The organism is Caulobacter sp. 05T431 (assembly GCF_056665975.1).
Genome location: NZ_JBFTKU010000022.1, coordinates 71,515 through 88,793 on the forward strand (window position 1 = coordinate 71,515; position 17,279 = coordinate 88,793).

Sequence of the window (17,279 nt, forward strand, 5' to 3'; positions counted from 1 at the left end):
CTAATCGGGCTGGATGATCCAGCGTCGACGACCCGTCCCCTTCGAACTCGGCCCCGTGCACTTCATCGGCATCGGCGGCATCGGCATGTCCGGCATCGCCGAGATCATGATCCGCATCGGCTATACCGTGCAGGGCAGCGACGCCAAGGCCAGCGCCAATACCGAGCGGCTGGAGAAGCTGGGCGCGCGCATCTTCATCGGCCACGACGCGGCCAATGTCGAAGGCGCTTCGGCCATCGTCTATTCGACGGCGGTGAAGGGCGACAATCCCGAGATGGTCGCCGGCCGCGACAAGCGCCTGCCGCTGGTGCGCCGCGCCGAGATGCTGGCCGAGCTGATGCGCCTGCAGTTCAGCGTCGCCGTCGGCGGCACCCACGGCAAGACGACCACCACCTCGATGGTCGCGGCCCTGCTGGACGCCGGTCACCTGGACCCCACCGTCGTCAACGGCGGGATCATCAACGCCTACGGCACCAACGCCAAGGTCGGCGAGGGCGACTGGATCGTGGTCGAGGCCGACGAGAGCGACGGCAGCTTCCTGAAGCTGAAGTCCACCGTGGCCATCGTCACCAACATCGACGCCGAGCACCTGGACCACTGGGGCGACTTCGACGCCGTGAAGCGCGGCTTCCAGGACTTCATCGAGAACATCCCGTTCTACGGCTTCGCGGCGGTCTGCACCGACCATCCGGAAGTCCAGGCCCTGACCTCGCGGATCGAGAACCGCCGCCTGGTCACCTACGGCACCAACCCGCAGGCCGAGGTCCGCGTTTCGGGCGTCGAGATGGGCCCCGAGGGCGCTAAGTTCGACATCACCGTCTCGCCCCTGAACGGCGAACAGGTCCGCTACGAGGGCCTGAAAATGCCGATGGCCGGTCACCACAACGTGCTCAACGCCACCGCCGCGGTGGCCGTGGCCCGCGAGCTGGGCGTGGACGCCGACGCCATCCGCGCCGGCCTGGCCGCCTTCGGCGGGGTCAAGCGCCGCTTCACCACCACGGGTGTCGCCAACGGCATCCGCATCGTCGACGACTACGGCCACCACCCGGTCGAGATCGCCGCCGTGCTGAAGGCCGCCCGCGCGGTCTCGACCGGCAAGGTCATCGCCGTGGTCCAGCCGCACCGCTTCACCCGCCTGCGCGACCTGATGACCGAGTTCAGCAGCTGCTTCAACGACGCCGACACGGTCATCGTCGCCGACGTCTACACGGCCGGCGAGCAGCCGATCGAGGGCGTCGACCGCGACCATCTGGTCGAAGGCCTCAAGAAGTTCGGCCACCGCCGGGCCCTGCCGCTGGAAAGCCCCGCCGCCCTGCCGGCCCTGATCGCCCAGGAAGCCCAGCCGGGCGACCTGGTGGTGCTGTTGGGGGCCGGCGACATCACCAGCTGGTCCTACGCCCTGCCGGGTCAGCTGGAAGCGCTGGCGAAGTGAGCTGGAAGGCTTCGCTCCCCGCCGTTCGCGGCAAGCTGCTGGTCGACGAGGCCCTGGCGCCGTTCACGTGGTTCCGGGTCGGCGGTCCGGCCGACGTGGTGTTCCTGCCGGCCGACGAGCAGGACCTGTCCGACTTCCTCAAGGCCTTGGACCCCGCTGTGCCGGTTCTGGCGATCGGCGTGGGCTCCAACCTCCTGGTCCGCGACGGCGGCGTCGAGGGCGTGGTGATCCGGCTGGGCAAGGGCTTCAATACGGTCGAGCCACTGGGCGACAACCGCATCAAGGCCGGCAGCGCCGTGCCCGACGCCATCCTGGCCCGCAAGGCGGCCGAGGCGGGGATCGCCGGGCTGGAGTTCTATGCCGGCATCCCCGGCACGGTCGGCGGCGCCACGATCATGAACGCCGGCTGCTACGGCTCGGAGACCGCCAACGTCCTGGTCTCGGCGCGGGTCATGGACCGCCAGGGCCAAGTGCGTGAATTGAGCGCCGACGACCTGCACTTCACCTACCGCCACAGCGCCTTGCAGGACGGCGAAACCGTCATCGTGCTGGACGCGGTGTTCGAGGGCCTGCCCGACGACCCCGCCGCCATCAAGGCCCGCATGGCCGAGATCACAAGCCGCCGCGAGACCACCCAGCCGATCCGCGAGAAGACCGGCGGCTCGACCTTCAAGAACCCGCCCGGCCATTCGTCGTGGAAACTGGTCGATGAGGCCGGCTGGCGCGGCAAGCCGTATGGCGGGGCGATGTTCAGCCCGCTGCACAGCAACTTCCTGATCAACACCGGCGAGGCCACCGCCGCCGACCTGGAAGGCCTGGGCGACACCGTCCGCGCCGACGTCTTGGCCAAGACCGGCGTCCAGCTGGACTGGGAGATCAAGCGGATCGGGCGCCCCGCCTAGGGCAGCGCCAAAGGTTACCGATAGTTCATCCGGTTGTTGCCTATCCGCTGGCGACAGCGGTGCTATGAAACCCCCAAATCGAGGGAGATTTCATGCGCCTGTTCCGCACTCTGCTGACCGCCGCCGCCGCGACCGCCCTGATGGCCGGCGCCGCCCACGCCCAGGACGTCAAGACCGCCGAGGCCCTGCGCGACAAGGCCCTGCTGGACCGCACGGCCTGGAACGTCACCGAGGACCTGACCACCAGCATCGGCCCGCGCATCGTCGGCTCGCCGGCCATGGCCCGCGCCAAGGACTGGGGCGTGGCCAAGCTGAAGGCCCTGGGCTTCACCAACGTCAAGGTCGAGGAATTCGCCAAGCCGTCGTGGACGCGCGGCGAGGAAAGCGCCGAACTGGTCGCTCCCTATCCGATGAAGCTGAACATCGTCGGCCTGGGCCGCACCGTGCCGACCGGCCCGAACGGCATCGAGGCCGAGGTGGCGCTGTTCAAGACCTACGCCGAGATGATGGCCGCGCCCGAGGGCTCGCTGAAGGGCAAGATCGTGGTGATCACCCAGCCGATGGTCCGCGCCCAGGACGGCGCCGGCTACGGCGTGGCCGGCATCTCGCGCCGCGCCGGCCCGGTCGAGGCCGCCAAGCGCGGCGCGGCCGCCCTGCTGATCCGCTCGGTCTCGACCTCGGACTCCACCGTGCCGCACACCGGCGTCACCGCCTTCGGCGACGGCGTGGTCTCGATCCCCTCGGCCGCCATGGGCGTGCCGGAGGCCGAGCAGCTGGAGCGTCTGGCCGCCAAGGGCCCGCTGCGCATCAAGCTGAAGCTGGCTTCGACCGTCGATCCGGCCGATGTCGCCTGGAACATCTCGGGCGAGATCAAGGGTTCGGAAAAGCCTGACGAAGTCATCGTCATCGGCGGCCACCTGGACAGCTGGGACGTCGGCACCGGCGCCCTGGACGACGCCACCGGCGTGGCCATCACCACGGCCGCCGCCAAGCTGATCGGCGACCTGCCCAAGCATCCCAAGCGGACCATCCGCGTGGTGATGTTCGGCTCGGAAGAGAGCGGCGGCTCGTCGGAAGCCTATGTGGCGGCCCACAAGGACGAGCTGCCCAAGATCGTGCTGGCGGGCGAAAGCGACACCGGCGCCGACCGCATCTACTCGCTCAAGCTGCCCGTAGGCGCCCAGAAGCACGCCATCGCCACGGTCGCGGGCAACGTTCTGGCCCCGCTCAAGATCTATGTGAACCGCGACCCGTCGGCCCACGGCGGTTCGGACATCGAGGGCCTGGAAGAAGCCGGCGTGCCGTCGATCGAGCTGGAGCAGGACGCCAGCCGCTACTTCGACTACCACCACACGATGGACGACACGCTCAACAAGGTCCGTCCGGACGAACTGGCGCAGAACGTCGCGGCCTGGGCCAGCTTCATCTACCTGGTGGCCGACAGCGACATCGACTTCCGGGCGCTGAAGGCGGCGGCTCCGGCCGCGCCGGCGGGGCACTAGCGAGACGACCGGGGACACGCCCTTGCGGCGTGTCCCCAAGCCCTGCACCGAACTTCCGAAGCGGCTCCCTCACGTCTCGATGCGTCCTCGCTAGCCAGGACGCATGACCCTGCCTCTCGCGAACCGCCACATCGCCGTCCTCCTCGGCGGCCCCTCCGCCGAGCGCGAGGTCAGCCTCGTCACCGGCGCGCTCTGCGCCGAGGCCCTGGAGCGCCTGGGCGCGCGGGTCGCCCGCGTCGATCCCGGCCCCGACATCGCCCAGGTTCTCGCCCGCCTGAAACCCGACGTCGTCTTCAACGCCCTGCACGGGCGCTGGGGCGAGGACGGCTGCGTGCAGGGCGTGCTGGAGACCCTGAGCCTGGCCTACACCCACTCCGGCGTCCTGGCTTCGGCCCTGGCCATGGACAAGGCCAAGAGCAAGGCCGTGCTGGCGGCGGCGGGGATCCCGGTCCCGGGCGGCGGCCTGTTCGACCGCCACGATGTCGCGCGCGACCATGTGATGCAGCCGCCCTATGTGGTGAAGCCCAACGCCGAGGGCTCGTCGGTCGGGGTGTTCATCGTCCGCGAAGGGGCCAACGGCCCGCCGCGCGAATTGGCCGCGCCGGACTGGGCGTTCGGCGACCGGGTGATGGTCGAGCCCTTCGTCCCGGGCCTGGAGCTGGCCGTCGCGGTGATTGGTGAGTCAAAGGGTCCCAGGGCCTTGGCGGCGACCGAAATCCGCTCGTCCACAGGTTTCTATGACTACGCGGCCAAGTACGCAGAAGGCGGTTCGGTCCACGTGCTTCCGGCCCCGATTCCCAACGCCGTAAGGGATCGGGCCATGCGCCTGGCCGAGCTTGGCCATACAAGTCTTGGTTGCCGAGGTGTGACCCGATGCGACTTCCGTTATGACGACATTAACGACCTTCTGGTCCTTTTAGAGGTCAATACGCAGCCTGGCATGACACCCACTTCGCTCGTCCCCGAGCAGGCGGACCACACCGGCGTTTCGTTTGATCGTTTAGTGTTCTGGATCGTGGAGGACGCTTATGCCCGCGTCAGTGCGGGGGGGATCGCGTAAGCCAACGCGCCCCCGGGCCGAAGCGCCCGCAAGTCCGAAGGCCCGCCCGGCCGCGCGCAACGCCGCGCCGCCGGCCGGCAAGCTGCAAGCCGCGCGTGGAGGCGTGGGCGTCTCGCCGCGCCTGGCCCTGACCGTGGCCGGCGGCGCCTTGGCCGTCGCCGTTGTCGCCACCCTGGCCACCGGCCATCGCCTGGAGCACCTGGGCCAGGCCTTCGTGCGCGGCGTCGACGGCGAGTTCGCCGACCTGGGCTTCAAGCTGAAGACCGTGCACATCGAAGGCGCCTCGCCGATGGCGAAGGCTGACATCCTGAACGCCACGGCCCTCTACCAGGACCAGCCGACCCTGGGCCTGGACCTCAACGACCTGCGCACGCGGGTCGAGGCGGTGGGCTGGGTCAAGTCCGCCAAGGTGGTGCGCCTGCTGCCCGACACCGTGTTCATCTCCGTCGAGGAGCGCCCGGCCCTGGCCGTCTGGCAGCACTCCGGCGCGATGCGCGTGATCGACGGCGAGGGCCGGATCATCCGCGAGGCCGACGCCGCGCGCTTCCCGCAGCTGCCGCTGGTGGTGGGGCAGGGCGCCGACCAGGCCGCCGGCGCCATCCTGCCGGCCGTCAACGCCCGGCCGCGCCTGCGCGACCGCCTGGAGGCCCTGGTGCGGGTCGACGACCGTCGTTGGGACCTTCGTTTGAAAGATGGTTCGCTGATCCAGCTTCCGGCCATTGACGAAGAGTCCGCGCTGATTCAATTGGATCAGCTCGATCAACGACAACGAATCCTCGATCTCGGTTTCGCGCGCATCGATCTGCGCGATCCCGAAATGGTGGCCGTGAGGCCTCGCGACGCGGTGCTGCCCGGGCAGCCCGTGGCCGGCGGGGCCTGATCATGAACTTGTGTGTGAGGTGACTGTAGCGATGTCGCGACTGGATGACCGGAAACAAGCCAGGGAAGGCTTGAAGGCGACGCTCGTGCGTCAGCCCGCGGTCGCGGCCGTCGACCTGGGCGCGTCCAAGGTCACCTGCTTCATCATGAAGGCCGACGGGGTCCATCGCGACAACCGCACCCTGACCACGGCCGGCGTCGGCTATGTGCAGTCGCGCGGCGTGCGCGGCGGGGCGATCGTCAATCTGGACGAGGCGGCGCAAGCCATCGCCCAGGCCGTCGAGCGGGCCGAGACCGTGGCCGGCGTCAACGTCCAGGGCGTCAGCGTCTGCACCGCCGGCGGCCAGCTGGCCAGCCACCGCGTGCACACCCAGGTGTCGCTGGGCGCCCGGCCGATCGGCGACGCCGATCTGTCGCGCGCCATCGCCTCGGCCCTGGCCCAGGTCCGCATCCCGGGCCGCAAGCCGATCCACCTGCTGCCGATCGCCTGGTCGGTGGACGGGCAGCGCGGCATCCGCGACCCGCGCGCCATGTTCGGCCGCGCGCTCGGTCTCGAGCTGCTGGTCGTTTCGGTCAACGAGAACATCTTCCACACCCTGGCCCACTGCGTGGAACGCGCCCACCTCAGCTTCGAGGGCGTGGTCGCCGCGCCCTTCGCCTCGGCCCTGGCGGCCCTGGAAGAGGACGAGATGGACCTGGGCGCCGTCTGCATCGACATGGGCGGCGGCTCGACCTCGGTGGCCGTGTTCAACAACGGCGCCCTGTGCCACGTCGACAGCCTGGCCGTCGGCGGTGGTCACGTCACCCAGGACATCGCCCGCGGCCTGCAGACCTCGGTCGCCGGCGCCGAGCGCATCAAGACCCTGCACGGCAGCGCCATCGCCTCGGCCAACGAGGACCGCGAGATGATCGAGGCCCCGCCGCGCGGCGACGATCCGGGCGCGGGCCCGGTTATCGCGCCCCGCAGCCTGCTGAAGGGCATCATCCAGCCGCGCGTCGAGGAGACGCTGGAGCTGCTGCGCGAGCGCCTGAAGGCCTCGGGCGCGCCGGTCGAACCGGGCGCGGGCATCGTCCTGACCGGCGGCGCCAGCCAGCTGGCCGGCGTGCGCGAAGTGGCCGTGCGCGTCTTCGACCGCCCCGTCCGCCTGGGTCGTCCGCGCCGGGTGCCGCACCTGGCCGACGCCGCTTCCGGCCCGGCCTTCTGCGCCGCCGCCGGCGTCCTGCACCGCACGGCCTTCGGTCCGCGCGAGGTGGTCTCGCCCAAGGCCCTGGCCGGGGCGGCGATCCGCAAGCGCCCGCTGGACCCCAACGCCAGCCCAGTCGCCCGGGCCGCGGCGTGGCTGCGCGACAATCTCTGAGCAATATCGTGGGACGTCGTCCCACATCCGGAAAGCCTGACCGCAAGCTTCGCTGAGTCGCGCCCGCCGAAGCGCGACCGCGAAATCGCGCGCGGCGCGAAATTTTTTCGTCTTGGTGAAGCTGGCCTTCAGCAATGGCCAAGTCTTAACAGAACTTAAGCCTGTTCGTTTACGATCTAGTGTCGGAAACACCTGACAGCCTAGTTTTCGAGGCTCTGAAAACGGGGTTTTCCAAGGCTTTTTCGGTCAGCGGCGTTCCGCCGCACGGGGCTTTTGGCTAGGTTCGGGAACCTTCGGAATCCCCAGTGATTCCTTTGGATAACTGGATTTTTCCAGCCTGTTTGGGGTCGACCGAGGCCCGACTCACTTTATGGAGTTAACCACCGATTAAGGTTGGTGGTTGTTCTGTTAACCCGATCGTCGAGATGACTCCCGGCGGTTGATCCGCTCGGTAGTTGACGAATTCGGCGTTTAGGACGCGAGGGTCCCATGGCTATTTCTCTTTCCGCGCCGCGTACCACTGAACTGAAGCCGCGTATCGTGGTGTTCGGCGTCGGTGGGGCCGGTGGCAATGCTGTCAACAACATGATCGAGGCCGGCCTCGAGGGTGTTGAGTTCGTGGTGGCCAACACCGACGCGCAGCAGCTCCAGTTCGCCAAGACCGACCGTCGCATCCAGCTGGGCGTGCAGGTCACGCAAGGCCTCGGCGCCGGCGCGCACCCCGAAGTGGGCATGAGCGCCGCCGAGGAGAGCTTCCCGGAGATCGGCGAGCACCTGGACGGCGCGCACATGGTGTTCATCACCGCCGGCATGGGCGGCGGCACCGGCACCGGCGCGGCCCCGATCATCGCCAAGTGCGCCCGCGAGCGCGGCATCCTGACCGTCGGCGTGGTCACCAAGCCCTTCCACTTCGAAGGCCGCCACCGCATGCGTCTGGCCGACGCCGGCATCGGTGAGCTGCAACGCTATGTCGACACCCTGATCGTCATCCCGAACCAGAACCTGTTCCGCGTCGCCAACGAGCGCACGACCTTCGCCGAAGCCTTCGGCATGGCCGACCAGGTGCTGCACTCGGGCGTCCGTTCGATCACCGACCTGATGGTCCTTCCGGGCCTGATCAACCTCGACTTCGCCGACGTCCGCACGGTCATGACCGAGATGGGCAAGGCGATGATGGGCACCGGCGAAGGCACCGGCGAAGATCGCGCCCTGATGGCCGCCCAGAACGCCATCGCCAACCCGCTGCTGGACGAAGTCTCGCTGAAGGGCGCCAAGGCCGTGCTGGTCAACGTGACCGGCGGCATGGACATGACCCTGCTGGAAGTCGACGAGGCCGCCAACGCGATCTCGGACCAGGTCGATCCGGAAGCCAACATCATCTTCGGCGCCGCCTTCGACCCGTCGCTGGACGGCGTGATCCGCGTGTCGGTGGTCGCCACCGGCATGGACGGCGCCTCGATCGCCCAGATCGAGCCCAAGCCCGTCGCCCGCAACACCACGGCCCAGCCGCTGATCGCCGAAACCCGCCCGGCCGCGCCGCAGGCCGCTCCGGCGCCCGCCCCGACCGTGGCCGAGACCGGCCGCCCGGGCATGCGCTACGAGCCGCGCCCGATCGAGCGTCCCGCCGCGGCCCCGGTCGCCTCGTACGCGCCGGAACCGGTCTATGAGGAACCCGCTCCGATCGTCGAAGCCCAGGAAGACCTGCACTTCGAAGAACCGGTGATGGAAGAGCCCCGCGTGACCGCCCCGGCGCCGCGCGTGACCCGCATCGTCGACCCGCTGGTCGCGGACACCGCCGAGGTCGAGGAAGAGCCGCTGTACAGCGAAACCTACGAAGACCGCCGGGCCCAGAAGTCGGGCGGCTGGATGAGCCTGTTCGGCGGCGGTCGCCAGCAGCGCTACGAGCAGCAGCCGGCCCAACAGCAGCAGCCGCAACGCGGCTCGGCCCGCCCGCAGCTGCAGCCGCTGGAGCAGCCGACCACGGACGAAGGCGAGGATCTGGAGATCCCGTCGTTCCTGCGCCGCCTGGCCAACTGAAAAGCGCGATAAGTTTTGTAGCGTACCAGTAAGCGTAACCGAGACCCCCGGGGCGAGAGCTCCGGGGGTTTTGCTTTGCTGTGGTCGCCGGGGACAGGCGCAGGCGCCCGTCCCCGGCCAACCGCCCTAGTGGGTCTTGGCGGCCGCGTCGGCGGCGGCGTCGGTCTTGCGTTCCGCGGCGCCCACGGCGTCGGCCGTGTTGTCGGCGGCCCTGTCCGCGGCCGCCGCGGTCTTGTCGGCGGCGTTGTCGGTCGCGGCGGCGGTGTTGGCGGCCGCCGCATTGGCGTTGGCGGCGGTGTCCTGGGCGGCCGAGGCGGTGGCGGCGCCGGCCTGATCGGCGGCTGCGGCCGCGTGGTCCTCGGTCTTCTGCGAGCAGGCGATCAGCGACAGGCTGGCGATCGAGGCCGAGATCAAAAGGGCGATGCGCATGGAATTCTCCGACAGGAGGACATGATCGTCCTCGCGGGCTCCAACGTTCGCCTGGGCTGAAAGCTCCGGTCGAACGCTCGCGGGTGGTTGCAAAGGGGCAATCGCGCTACTTCTGGCAGGATATGCCAAGAACCTTGAAGACTGGGTCACGATGAACCTCACCCGCGCCGATCGGAAGATCCTGGAGATCCTCCAGCAGGACAGCTCGGTCACGAATGTCGAACTGGCCGAGCGCGTCGGCCTGTCGCCCAGCCCCTGCCTGCGGCGGGTCAAGCAGCTGGAGGCTTCCGGCCTGATCTCCGGCTATGTCGCCCTGCTGGACCGGCGCAAGGCGCGGCTGGACCTGCTGGCCTATGTGGAGGTCCAGGTCGACCGCCACAGCGAGACCGCCGCCGAGGCCTTCGCCGAGGCCGTGCGCCGCGAGCCGATGGTGGTGGGCTGCCACGCCATGACCGGCGGCTACGACTACCTGCTGCGCGTTGTGGCGCCGAACCTGGACGCCTACGCCGAGTTCACGATGAAGCGCCTGCTGAAGATGCCGGCGGTCAAGGACATCCGATCGTCCTTCGTGCTGGAGACGATCAAGGACGCGACGGCCCTGCCGCTGGACTATCTGGAGTAGGTGAGTGGCCTTGGCGTGGGATCACACCCACTTGCCCCCACCTGACCGCGTCGCGGTCTGTCCGCCCCCATAGGGGGCGGAGGACGCGCGCTCATACCCTCTTCCCCCTGTGGGGGAAGACGACCGCGAAGCGGTCCGCAGGGGGCAAGTGCTCGCAAAGAGTTGTTCTGCCATATAGGGTCGAAATCTAGAATTTTCCTGGCATAAAATGACCTTTTATGGATAGTTCAGGGTCATCATCGCCACACTTCGTCATCGCCGAAGCCCTATCCTGCCGCGGTACCCCTCTCGGAGCGCGGCGCATGCTAGTTGTCGATCAAAAGTCCCTGTCGCCCGCCGTGGTCTCGCCCGTGCGTCCCGCCCTGGAAGGCGTCAGCGCTTACAAGGCCGGCATGACCCTGGCCGAGGCCGGTCGCCTGGCCGGTCGCGAGGACCTGTCCAAGCTGGCCAGCAACGAGAACCTGCTGGGCTGCAGCCCCAAGGTCGCCGAGGCCGTGCAGGCCGCCCTGGCCAGCCCCGAGATCTATCCGGACCCCTATTGCGAGACCCTGCGCGCCGCGATCGGCGAGCGGCTGGCGGTCGATCCGGCGCGGATCGTCATGACCCCGGGCTCGGAAGCCCTGATCGACTACCTGTTCCGCGCCGTCCTGCACCCGGGCGACAGCGTCCTGCTCAGCTCGCCAACCTTCCCGGCCTACGCGATCTTCGGCGGCTGCGCCGAGGCGGTCTTCATCGACGTGCCGCGTCTGCCGAACTTCGACCTCGACGTCGAGGCCTTCAAGGTCGAGGCCGCCAAGGGCCCCAAGCTGCTGGTCCTGTGCACCCCCAACAACCCGACAGGCAACGTCATGACCGGCGTCGACATGGCCGAGATCCTGGCCGTGACGCCGCACTCGACCGTGGTCTTCGTCGACGAGGCCTATCGCGAATATCACCAGGCGTTCGACACCCTGGCGCTGTTGAAGGCCTGGGGCGGGACCTGGGTTTCGGGCCGCACCTTCTCCAAGGCCTACGGCCTGGCCGGCATGCGGGTGGGCTACGGGATCTGCTCGTCGGCCGAGCTGACCGGCTATCTGGACCGCATCCGCCCGCCGTTCAACGTCACCGCCATCAGCCAGGCCGCCGCCTTGGCCGCCTGGGAGGACACCGAGCACCTGGAACGCACCGTCGCCCTGACCATCGCCGAGCGCGGCCGGGTCGAGGCCGTCCTGGACGCCAGGGGCGTGGAGCGCACCCAGAGCGCCGCAAACTTCGTCTTCCTGCGCAGCCCGGCGGGCGCCGAAGCGACCGCCGCGCGTTTGTTGCGGGAAGGGCTTATCGTCCGTCCCACGCCCGTGCCCGGCGGCTGGGTGCGGATCACCATCGGCCGTCCCGCCGACAACGACCGCCTGATCGCCGCCCTGCCGGCCGCTCTCGCTCTCTGATCTTCGGAGCCACGTCCATGAGCATCTCCCCCGAAAACCCCCTGGGCCTCGACGGCTTCGCCTTTGTCGAGTTCACCAGCCCCGAGCCGGCCGCCATGAAGGCGCTGTTCGAGCAGCTGGGCTTCGTCGCCGCCTCGACCCATCCGACCAAGGCCGTGACCCGCTACAAGCAGGGCCGCATCAACCTGCTGGTCAATGACGAGGCGACCGGCCAGGTCGCCGCGTTCCGCGCCGCCCACGGCCCCTCGGCCAACGGCATGGCCTTCACCGTCGAGAACGTCGAGCAGGCCTATGCCGAGGCCCTGAAGCGCGGCGCCGTGGCGGCCGACGCCGCTCCGACCGTGCTGGGCGAGGGCGCCCGGGTGCTGGAAGGCATCGGCGGCTCGATGCTGTACCTGGTGGCCGGTCCCGAAGCGGTCTTCTCGACCTGGACCCCCGTCCCCGGCGCCGCCGAGGCCGAAGCCGCCAACAATGTCGGCCTCGACCTGCTCGACCACCTGACCCACAACGTCAAGCGCGGCCAGATGCGCACCTGGTCGACCTTCTATCGCGACGTCTTCGGCTTCGAGGAGCAGAAGTATTTCGACATCAAGGGCCAGGCGACCGGCCTGTTCAGCCAGGCGATGATCGCGCCCGACAAGGCCATCCGCATCCCGCTGAACGAGAGCCAGGACGACAAGAGCCAGATCGAGGAGTTCATCCGCCAGTACAACGGCGAGGGCATCCAGCACCTGGCCCTGACCACCGAGGACATCTACGACACCGTCGAGCGTCTGCGGGCCCGGGGCGTCAAGCTGCAGGATACGATCGAGACCTATTACGAGCTGGTCGACAAGCGCGTGCCCGGCCACGGCGAGGACACCGAGCGCCTGAAGAAGAACCGCATCCTGCTGGACGGAAACGTCGGCGAGGAAGGCCTGCTGCTGCAGATCTTCACCGAGAACCTGTTCGGCCCGATCTTCTTCGAGATCATCCAACGCAAGGGCAACCAGGGCTTCGGCAACGGCAACTTCCAGGCCCTGTTCGAGAGCATCGAGCTGGACCAGATCCGCCGCGGCGTGATCACGGTCGAGGCTTAGGGGCTCCCGAATTCCCCTTCCGTGTCATCCCGGCCGAAGCGTAGCGTAGGGCCGGGACCGGGGGGCTGACACGGTGCGGTTCGCCTGGGTCCCGGACAGCCTCTGCGAGGCTTCCGGGATGGCAACGATGAATGATGGCCAGAGGGTCACGGAAACGCTCATGGACCTCCAGTACCAACCCGGCTTCGGCAACCACTTCAGCACCGAGGCCGTCCCCGGCGCCCTGCCGGTGGGCCAGAACTCGCCGCAGAAGCCGCCGTTCGGCCTCTATGCCGAGCAGCTGTCGGGCACGGCCTTCACCGCCCCGCGCCACGAGAACCGCCGGTCCTGGCTGTACCGCCTGCGGCCCAGCGCCGGGCATGGGCCCTACGCGCCCTACGCCCAGGATCGGCTGAAGAGCGGCCCGTTCGACGCCGCCGCGCCCACGCCCAATCGCCTGCGCTGGGACCCGATGGACGTCCCGGCCGAACCGACCGACTTCGTCGACGGCCTGGTCACGATCGGCGGCAATGGCGACGTGGCGACCCAGGCCGGCATGGCCGCGCACCTGTACCTGGCCAACCGCTCGATGATCGACCGGGTGTTCCAGAACGCCGACGGCGAGCTTCTGATCGTGCCCCAGCAGGGCGACCTACACCTGGTCACCGAGTTCGGGCGGCTGGACGTCGCGCCCGGCGAGATCGCGGTGATCCCCCGCGGCGTGCGCTTTCGGGTCGAGATCGCCGGCCCGGTGCGCGGCTATGTCTGCGAAAGCTACGGCGCGGCCTTCCGCCTGCCGGACCTGGGGCCGATCGGCTCGAACGGCCTGGCCAACAGCCGCGACTTCCTCAGCCCCGTCGCCGCCTTCGAGGACATCGAGAACCCCACCCAGGTGATCCAGAAGTTCCAGGGCGGCCTGTGGATGGGAACCTGGGACCACAGCCCGCTGGACGTGGTGGCCTGGCACGGGAATCTCGCGCCCTACAAGTACGACCTGGCGCGGTTCAACACGATCAACACGGTCAGCTTCGACCACCCCGACCCGTCGATCTTCACCGTCCTGACAGCGCCCAGCGAGGTCCCGGGCACGGCCAATGTGGACTTCGTGATCTTCCCGCCGCGCTGGATGGTGGCCGAGCACACCTTCCGCCCGCCCTGGTTCCACCGCAACGTGATGAGCGAGTTCATGGGGCTGGTCACCGGCGCCTATGACGCCAAGGCTGGCGGCTTCTCGCCGGGCGGGGCCAGCCTGCACAACGCCATGAGCGACCACGGCCCCGACGTGGCCAGCCACAAGGGCGCGAGCGAGGCCGAGCTGAAGCCTCACAAGATCGACGGGACCATGGCCTTCATGTTCGAGAGCCGCTGGGTGATCCGCCCCACGAAATACGCTCTGGAGACTTCCGCGCTTCAGGCCGACTATGACGCGTGCTGGACGGGCTTCCCGAAAGCCCGGCTGCCCTAGAACAACGAAGCAAGAGGAAGCGCCCATGAAGCTCGCGTCTCTGAAGGGCGGCCGCGACGGCCGGCTGGTGGTGGTCTCCAACGACCTGGCCTGGTTCACCGACGCCGGAACGATCGCCCCGACCCTGCAGGCGGCCCTGGACGACTGGGAGCGCTGCGGACCGATGCTCGAAGCCCTGGCCAAGAGCGTCGAGGACGGCGGCGTGCCGCTGGAACGCTTCCACGAGCATGACGCCGCCAGCCCGCTGCCACGCGCCTACCAATGGGTCGACGGCAGCGCTTATGTGAACCACGTCCAGCTGGTGCGGCAGGCGCGGGGCGCCGAGATGCCCGAGAGCTTCTGGACCGATCCGCTGATGTACCAGGGCGCCTCGGACGGCTTCCTGGGCCCGCGCGACACCATCCCGCTGGCCAACTCCGCCTGGGGCTGCGACCTGGAAGGCGAGATCGCCGTGATCGTCGGCGACGTGCCGCTGGGCTCGACCCGCGAGGAGGCCCTGGACGCCATCCAGCTGGTCATGCTGTGCAACGACGTCTCCTTGCGCGCCCTGATCCCGGCCGAACTGGCCAAGGGCTTCGGCTTCGTGCAGTCCAAGCCCGCCAGCGCCTTCTCGCCGGTCGCCGTCTCGGTCGCCGCCCTGGGCGAGGCCTGGAAGGACGGCAAGCTGCACGGCGCGTTGCTGGTCACCCTGAACGGCAAGGACTTCGGCAAGGCCGACGCCGGCGTCGACATGACCTTCGATTTCGGGACCCTGGTGGCCCACGCCGCCAAGACCCGCGCCCTGGCCGCCGGCACGATCGTCGGCTCGGGCACGGTCAGCAATCGCGACGCCGACGGCGGTCCGGGCAAGCCGGTGGCCGAGGGCGGCGTCGGCTATTCGTGCCTGGCCGAGGTCCGCACGGTCGAGACCATCCAGACCGGCCATCCCAAGACGCCGTTCCTGTTGGGCGACGACACGGTTCGTATCGAGATGCATGACGCCAAGGGCCACAGCATCTTCGGCGCCATCGAGCAGACGGTCGAGCGCATTTGAACCAGGAGGCCGCGCCGGAAGCCGCTCCGGAAGCGGCCGCTGTCGGTCGGGTCTGGACGACGCCCGCGGGCGTGAAGCTGGGCCCGCTGGACCAGATTGCCGACCCCGGGGCGCGGAACTACGTGCTGCAGATCGGCGACAAGCGCTTCCACGGCTTCGTGGTGCGCCGGGGCGGGGAGGCGTTCGGCTATGTCGACCGCTGCCCGCACGCCGGCCTGCCTCTGGCCCAGGTGCTGGACCGCTACCTGACCGAGGACGGGACGCTGATCGCCTGCTCCTGGCACGGGGCCCTGTTCCAGCCCGACACCGGCGCCTGCGTCGGCGGACCCTGCGTCGGGGCGCGGCTGTCGCCCTGGCCGGTGCGTGTGGAAGAGGGGCGGATCGTCACGGCCTAGGGTCTGCACGGAACCTGCACGGCCTTTTCCCGTCCCCTGGAACCCTCGGCCACGATCGCGCGATCCCGCGGCCCTAGACCTGTCGGGGCAGAGCAGGGAGCCCGACGATGCCTTTCGAGCAGATGCAGGTGCGCGACTATGCCGTGGTGATCCACGCCGGCAACGACGAATGGACCTGGCAGGTGATGGATTTCGACGCTCGTGTCGCGGCCCAGGGCGGCGCGCCGGATCGCGAGAGCGCCTGGCGCAGCGGCATGTTCGCGGCCGAGGCCGTGGGCGCGTTCGCGCGGATCGGCCGGCGCGCTTAGGTTTCGCGCAAAAGCCAGGTCCAGGCAAAAGAAAGGCCGCCTTCTACAGGAGAAGAAGACGGCCGGAAGTCGCATAGGAGGAAACGCCCAGAAGGGCTGACACCTCTATAGCGCAACATTCTGTTCGTGACAACGTTGTCATGGAATTTTTTCCGGCGACGCTGAAAACCTTTATTTCCTTGGGGCGGCGGCCTTGGCGACGGCCGGGCGCCTCGCCAAGTTGGAGGGGATCCAGAAGGAGCCGCCCTGTTGAGTTTGACCCTTCGCCCCGCCGTCCCCGAGGACCTGCCCGCCCTGCGCGACCTGATGAACGCCTCGATCGGCGAACTGCTCAAGCCCTTCCTCGGTCCCGACGAGGTGGCGGCCTCGTTCGACATCATGGGACTGGACAGCCAGTTGATCACCGACGGGACCTATTTCGTGGTCGAGGACGACGGGGCCCTGGCCGGCTGCGGCGGCTGGAGCCGGCGGGCGACGCTGTTCGGCGGCGACCACTCGGCCGGGCGCGACGCCGCCCTGCTGGACCCGGCCCGCGATCCGGCCCGGGTGCGGGCGATGTACACCCATCCCGACCATGTGCGGAAAGGCGTGGGGCGGTTGATCCTGGACGCCTGCGAAGCCGCGGCGGCGGGGGAGGGGTTCACGCGCTGCGAACTGGCCGGGACGATGGCGGGCGAGCCGCTGTACCGGGCCTGCGGCTACCACCAGATCGAGCGCTTCACGGCGCCGACGTCGAGCGGGGTCGAGGTGCCGCTGGTGCGGATGGGCAAGGCGCTGCCGACCCGCATTCCCCAATAGGCGCCCCAATAGAAAAGGGCGGGTCCGAGGACCCGCCCTTCCTAAGCTACTGACGCTACTAAACTCGGGCTTGGTCCGATTAACGGAACAGGCTGAGGATCGAGCCGGTCGACTGGTTGGCGATCGAGAGCGCCTGGATGCCCAGCTGCTGCTTGGTTTGCAGCGACTGGAGCTTGGCGCTTTCCTTGGCCAGGTCGGCGTCGACCAGGTTGCCCACGCCCGCGTCCAGGCTGTCTTGCAGCTTGCCGACGAAGGTCAGGTGGGTGTCCAGGCCGGTCGAGCTGGTGCCCAGCGAAGCCAGCTTGTTGGTGGCGGTGCCGATGGCCTTGCCGACGGTGTCGATCATCGTCTTGGCCGCGGCCGCCGACGTGAAGGTCGACGTCGTGGTCATGCCAATGCCCTTCAGCGACAGGGTCTTGGAGCTGACCGTGAACTGCGAGCCGTCCGAGTTGGCCAGGAAGGCCAGCTTCTGGGTCGAGCCGTCGGCGATCGACACGCCGTTGAACTTGGCGTTGGTGACAGCCTTGGTGATCTGGTCACGCAGGCTTTCGAAGTCCGACTTCAGGGCGTTGAACGA

Annotated in this window: 17 protein-coding genes; 15 read left to right on the forward strand and 2 right to left on the reverse strand. The window is 68.8% G+C overall.

Annotation, left to right across the window (positions count from 1 at the left end):
• Nucleotides 1-13: 13 nt before the first annotated feature.
• The 7 genes from murC (at nucleotide 14) to ftsZ (ending at nucleotide 9,170) form a co-directional block, all read left to right on the forward strand.
• Nucleotides 14-1,432, forward strand: coding sequence for a UDP-N-acetylmuramate--L-alanine ligase (murC, locus tag AC1U89_RS19185; RefSeq protein WP_479901249.1), 1,419 nt, complete (start codon nucleotides 14-16; stop codon nucleotides 1,430-1,432).
• Nucleotides 1,429-2,334, forward strand: a complete 906-nt coding sequence (murB, locus tag AC1U89_RS19190) for a UDP-N-acetylmuramate dehydrogenase (protein WP_479901250.1) — start codon at nucleotides 1,429-1,431, stop codon at nucleotides 2,332-2,334. The genes murC and murB overlap by 4 nt, the downstream gene beginning before the upstream one ends.
• Nucleotides 2,335-2,426: 92 nt before the next feature.
• A complete protein-coding gene (locus AC1U89_RS19195) occupies nucleotides 2,427-3,836 on the forward strand; it encodes a M20/M25/M40 family metallo-hydrolase (protein ID WP_479901251.1) in 1,410 nt (469 codons plus the stop codon).
• A 103-nt stretch (nucleotides 3,837-3,939) separates the two neighbouring features.
• Entirely contained in the window at nucleotides 3,940-4,896 is a 957-nt protein-coding gene (locus tag AC1U89_RS19200; protein WP_479901252.1) for a D-alanine--D-alanine ligase, read from the forward strand.
• Nucleotides 4,865-5,776 (forward strand): cell division protein FtsQ/DivIB, encoded by a 912-nt coding sequence (locus AC1U89_RS19205; protein WP_479901253.1) that lies wholly within the window; start codon nucleotides 4,865-4,867, stop codon nucleotides 5,774-5,776. The genes AC1U89_RS19200 and AC1U89_RS19205 overlap by 32 nt, the downstream gene beginning before the upstream one ends.
• A 31-nt stretch (nucleotides 5,777-5,807) precedes the next feature.
• Nucleotides 5,808-7,133 carry a cell division protein FtsA gene (gene ftsA, locus AC1U89_RS19210; RefSeq protein ID WP_479901254.1) on the forward strand — a complete coding sequence of 442 codons (1,326 nt, stop codon included), beginning with the start codon at nucleotides 5,808-5,810 and terminating at the stop codon, nucleotides 7,131-7,133.
• A 489-nt stretch (nucleotides 7,134-7,622) separates the two neighbouring features.
• Complete coding sequence (ftsZ, locus tag AC1U89_RS19215; RefSeq protein ID WP_479901255.1) at nucleotides 7,623-9,170, forward strand: cell division protein FtsZ; 1,548 nt, start codon at nucleotides 7,623-7,625, stop codon at nucleotides 9,168-9,170.
• Between the two features lie 126 nt (nucleotides 9,171-9,296).
• Here the strand turns inward: ftsZ and AC1U89_RS19220 are convergent, their stop codons facing one another.
• The gene (locus AC1U89_RS19220; RefSeq protein WP_479901256.1) at nucleotides 9,297-9,599 is read right to left on the reverse strand and encodes a hypothetical protein; all 303 of its coding nucleotides are present in this window, start codon (nucleotides 9,597-9,599) and stop codon (nucleotides 9,297-9,299) included.
• Between the two features lie 151 nt (nucleotides 9,600-9,750).
• Between AC1U89_RS19220 and AC1U89_RS19225 the strand changes: the two genes are divergently transcribed.
• The 8 genes from AC1U89_RS19225 (at nucleotide 9,751) to AC1U89_RS19260 (ending at nucleotide 16,702) form a co-directional block, all read left to right on the forward strand.
• Nucleotides 9,751-10,221 carry an Lrp/AsnC family transcriptional regulator gene (locus tag AC1U89_RS19225; protein WP_479901257.1) on the forward strand — a complete coding sequence of 157 codons (471 nt, stop codon included), beginning with the start codon at nucleotides 9,751-9,753 and terminating at the stop codon, nucleotides 10,219-10,221.
• A gap of 302 nt (nucleotides 10,222-10,523) precedes the next feature.
• On the forward strand, nucleotides 10,524-11,645 hold the full coding sequence (locus AC1U89_RS19230; RefSeq protein ID WP_479901258.1) for a pyridoxal phosphate-dependent aminotransferase: 1,122 nt from the start codon (nucleotides 10,524-10,526) through the stop codon (nucleotides 11,643-11,645).
• Nucleotides 11,646-11,662: 17 nt separating this feature from the next.
• Nucleotides 11,663-12,724 carry a 4-hydroxyphenylpyruvate dioxygenase gene (gene hppD / locus AC1U89_RS19235; RefSeq protein WP_479901259.1) on the forward strand — a complete coding sequence of 354 codons (1,062 nt, stop codon included), beginning with the start codon at nucleotides 11,663-11,665 and terminating at the stop codon, nucleotides 12,722-12,724.
• Between the two features lie 160 nt (nucleotides 12,725-12,884).
• Nucleotides 12,885-14,168, forward strand: a complete 1,284-nt coding sequence (gene hmgA, locus AC1U89_RS19240) for a homogentisate 1,2-dioxygenase (protein WP_479901260.1) — start codon at nucleotides 12,885-12,887, stop codon at nucleotides 14,166-14,168.
• 25 nt (nucleotides 14,169-14,193) lie between these two features.
• Complete coding sequence (locus AC1U89_RS19245; RefSeq protein ID WP_479901261.1) at nucleotides 14,194-15,201, forward strand: fumarylacetoacetate hydrolase family protein; 1,008 nt, start codon at nucleotides 14,194-14,196, stop codon at nucleotides 15,199-15,201.
• Nucleotides 15,198-15,596, forward strand: coding sequence for a Rieske (2Fe-2S) protein (locus AC1U89_RS19250; RefSeq protein ID WP_479901262.1), 399 nt, complete (start codon nucleotides 15,198-15,200; stop codon nucleotides 15,594-15,596). The genes AC1U89_RS19245 and AC1U89_RS19250 overlap by 4 nt, the downstream gene beginning before the upstream one ends.
• A 107-nt stretch (nucleotides 15,597-15,703) precedes the next feature.
• Nucleotides 15,704-15,904 carry a hypothetical protein gene (locus tag AC1U89_RS19255; RefSeq protein ID WP_479901263.1) on the forward strand — a complete coding sequence of 67 codons (201 nt, stop codon included), beginning with the start codon at nucleotides 15,704-15,706 and terminating at the stop codon, nucleotides 15,902-15,904.
• A gap of 249 nt (nucleotides 15,905-16,153) precedes the next feature.
• Nucleotides 16,154-16,702 carry a GNAT family N-acetyltransferase gene (locus AC1U89_RS19260; protein WP_479901264.1) on the forward strand — a complete coding sequence of 183 codons (549 nt, stop codon included), beginning with the start codon at nucleotides 16,154-16,156 and terminating at the stop codon, nucleotides 16,700-16,702.
• Nucleotides 16,703-16,781: 79 nt separating this feature from the next.
• Here AC1U89_RS19260 and AC1U89_RS19265 read toward each other — a convergent pair.
• Nucleotides 16,782-17,279: flagellin (locus AC1U89_RS19265; RefSeq protein ID WP_479901265.1), on the reverse strand; the 498-nt coding region annotated here is incomplete at its 5' end.

Bases quoted from the DNA above. Each gene is read 5' to 3' on its own strand.
- murC (WP_479901249.1), top strand. From the start codon at position 14: ATGATCCAGCGTCGACGACCCGTCCCCTTCGAACTCGGCCCCGTGCAC.
- AC1U89_RS19195 (WP_479901251.1), top strand. From the start codon at position 2,427: ATGCGCCTGTTCCGCACTCTGCTGACCGCCGCCGCCGCGACCGCCCTG.
- AC1U89_RS19200 (WP_479901252.1), top strand. From the start codon at position 3,940: ATGACCCTGCCTCTCGCGAACCGCCACATCGCCGTCCTCCTCGGCGGC.
- AC1U89_RS19205 (WP_479901253.1), top strand. From the start codon at position 4,865: ATGCCCGCGTCAGTGCGGGGGGGATCGCGTAAGCCAACGCGCCCCCGG.
- ftsA (WP_479901254.1), top strand. From the start codon at position 5,808: ATGTCGCGACTGGATGACCGGAAACAAGCCAGGGAAGGCTTGAAGGCG.
- ftsZ (WP_479901255.1), top strand. From the start codon at position 7,623: ATGGCTATTTCTCTTTCCGCGCCGCGTACCACTGAACTGAAGCCGCGT.
- AC1U89_RS19220 (WP_479901256.1), bottom strand. From the start codon at position 9,599: ATGCGCATCGCCCTTTTGATCTCGGCCTCGATCGCCAGCCTGTCGCTG.
- AC1U89_RS19225 (WP_479901257.1), top strand. From the start codon at position 9,751: ATGAACCTCACCCGCGCCGATCGGAAGATCCTGGAGATCCTCCAGCAG.
- AC1U89_RS19230 (WP_479901258.1), top strand. From the start codon at position 10,524: ATGCTAGTTGTCGATCAAAAGTCCCTGTCGCCCGCCGTGGTCTCGCCC.
- hppD (WP_479901259.1), top strand. From the start codon at position 11,663: ATGAGCATCTCCCCCGAAAACCCCCTGGGCCTCGACGGCTTCGCCTTT.
- hmgA (WP_479901260.1), top strand. From the start codon at position 12,885: ATGGACCTCCAGTACCAACCCGGCTTCGGCAACCACTTCAGCACCGAG.
- AC1U89_RS19245 (WP_479901261.1), top strand. From the start codon at position 14,194: ATGAAGCTCGCGTCTCTGAAGGGCGGCCGCGACGGCCGGCTGGTGGTG.
- AC1U89_RS19255 (WP_479901263.1), top strand. From the start codon at position 15,704: ATGCCTTTCGAGCAGATGCAGGTGCGCGACTATGCCGTGGTGATCCAC.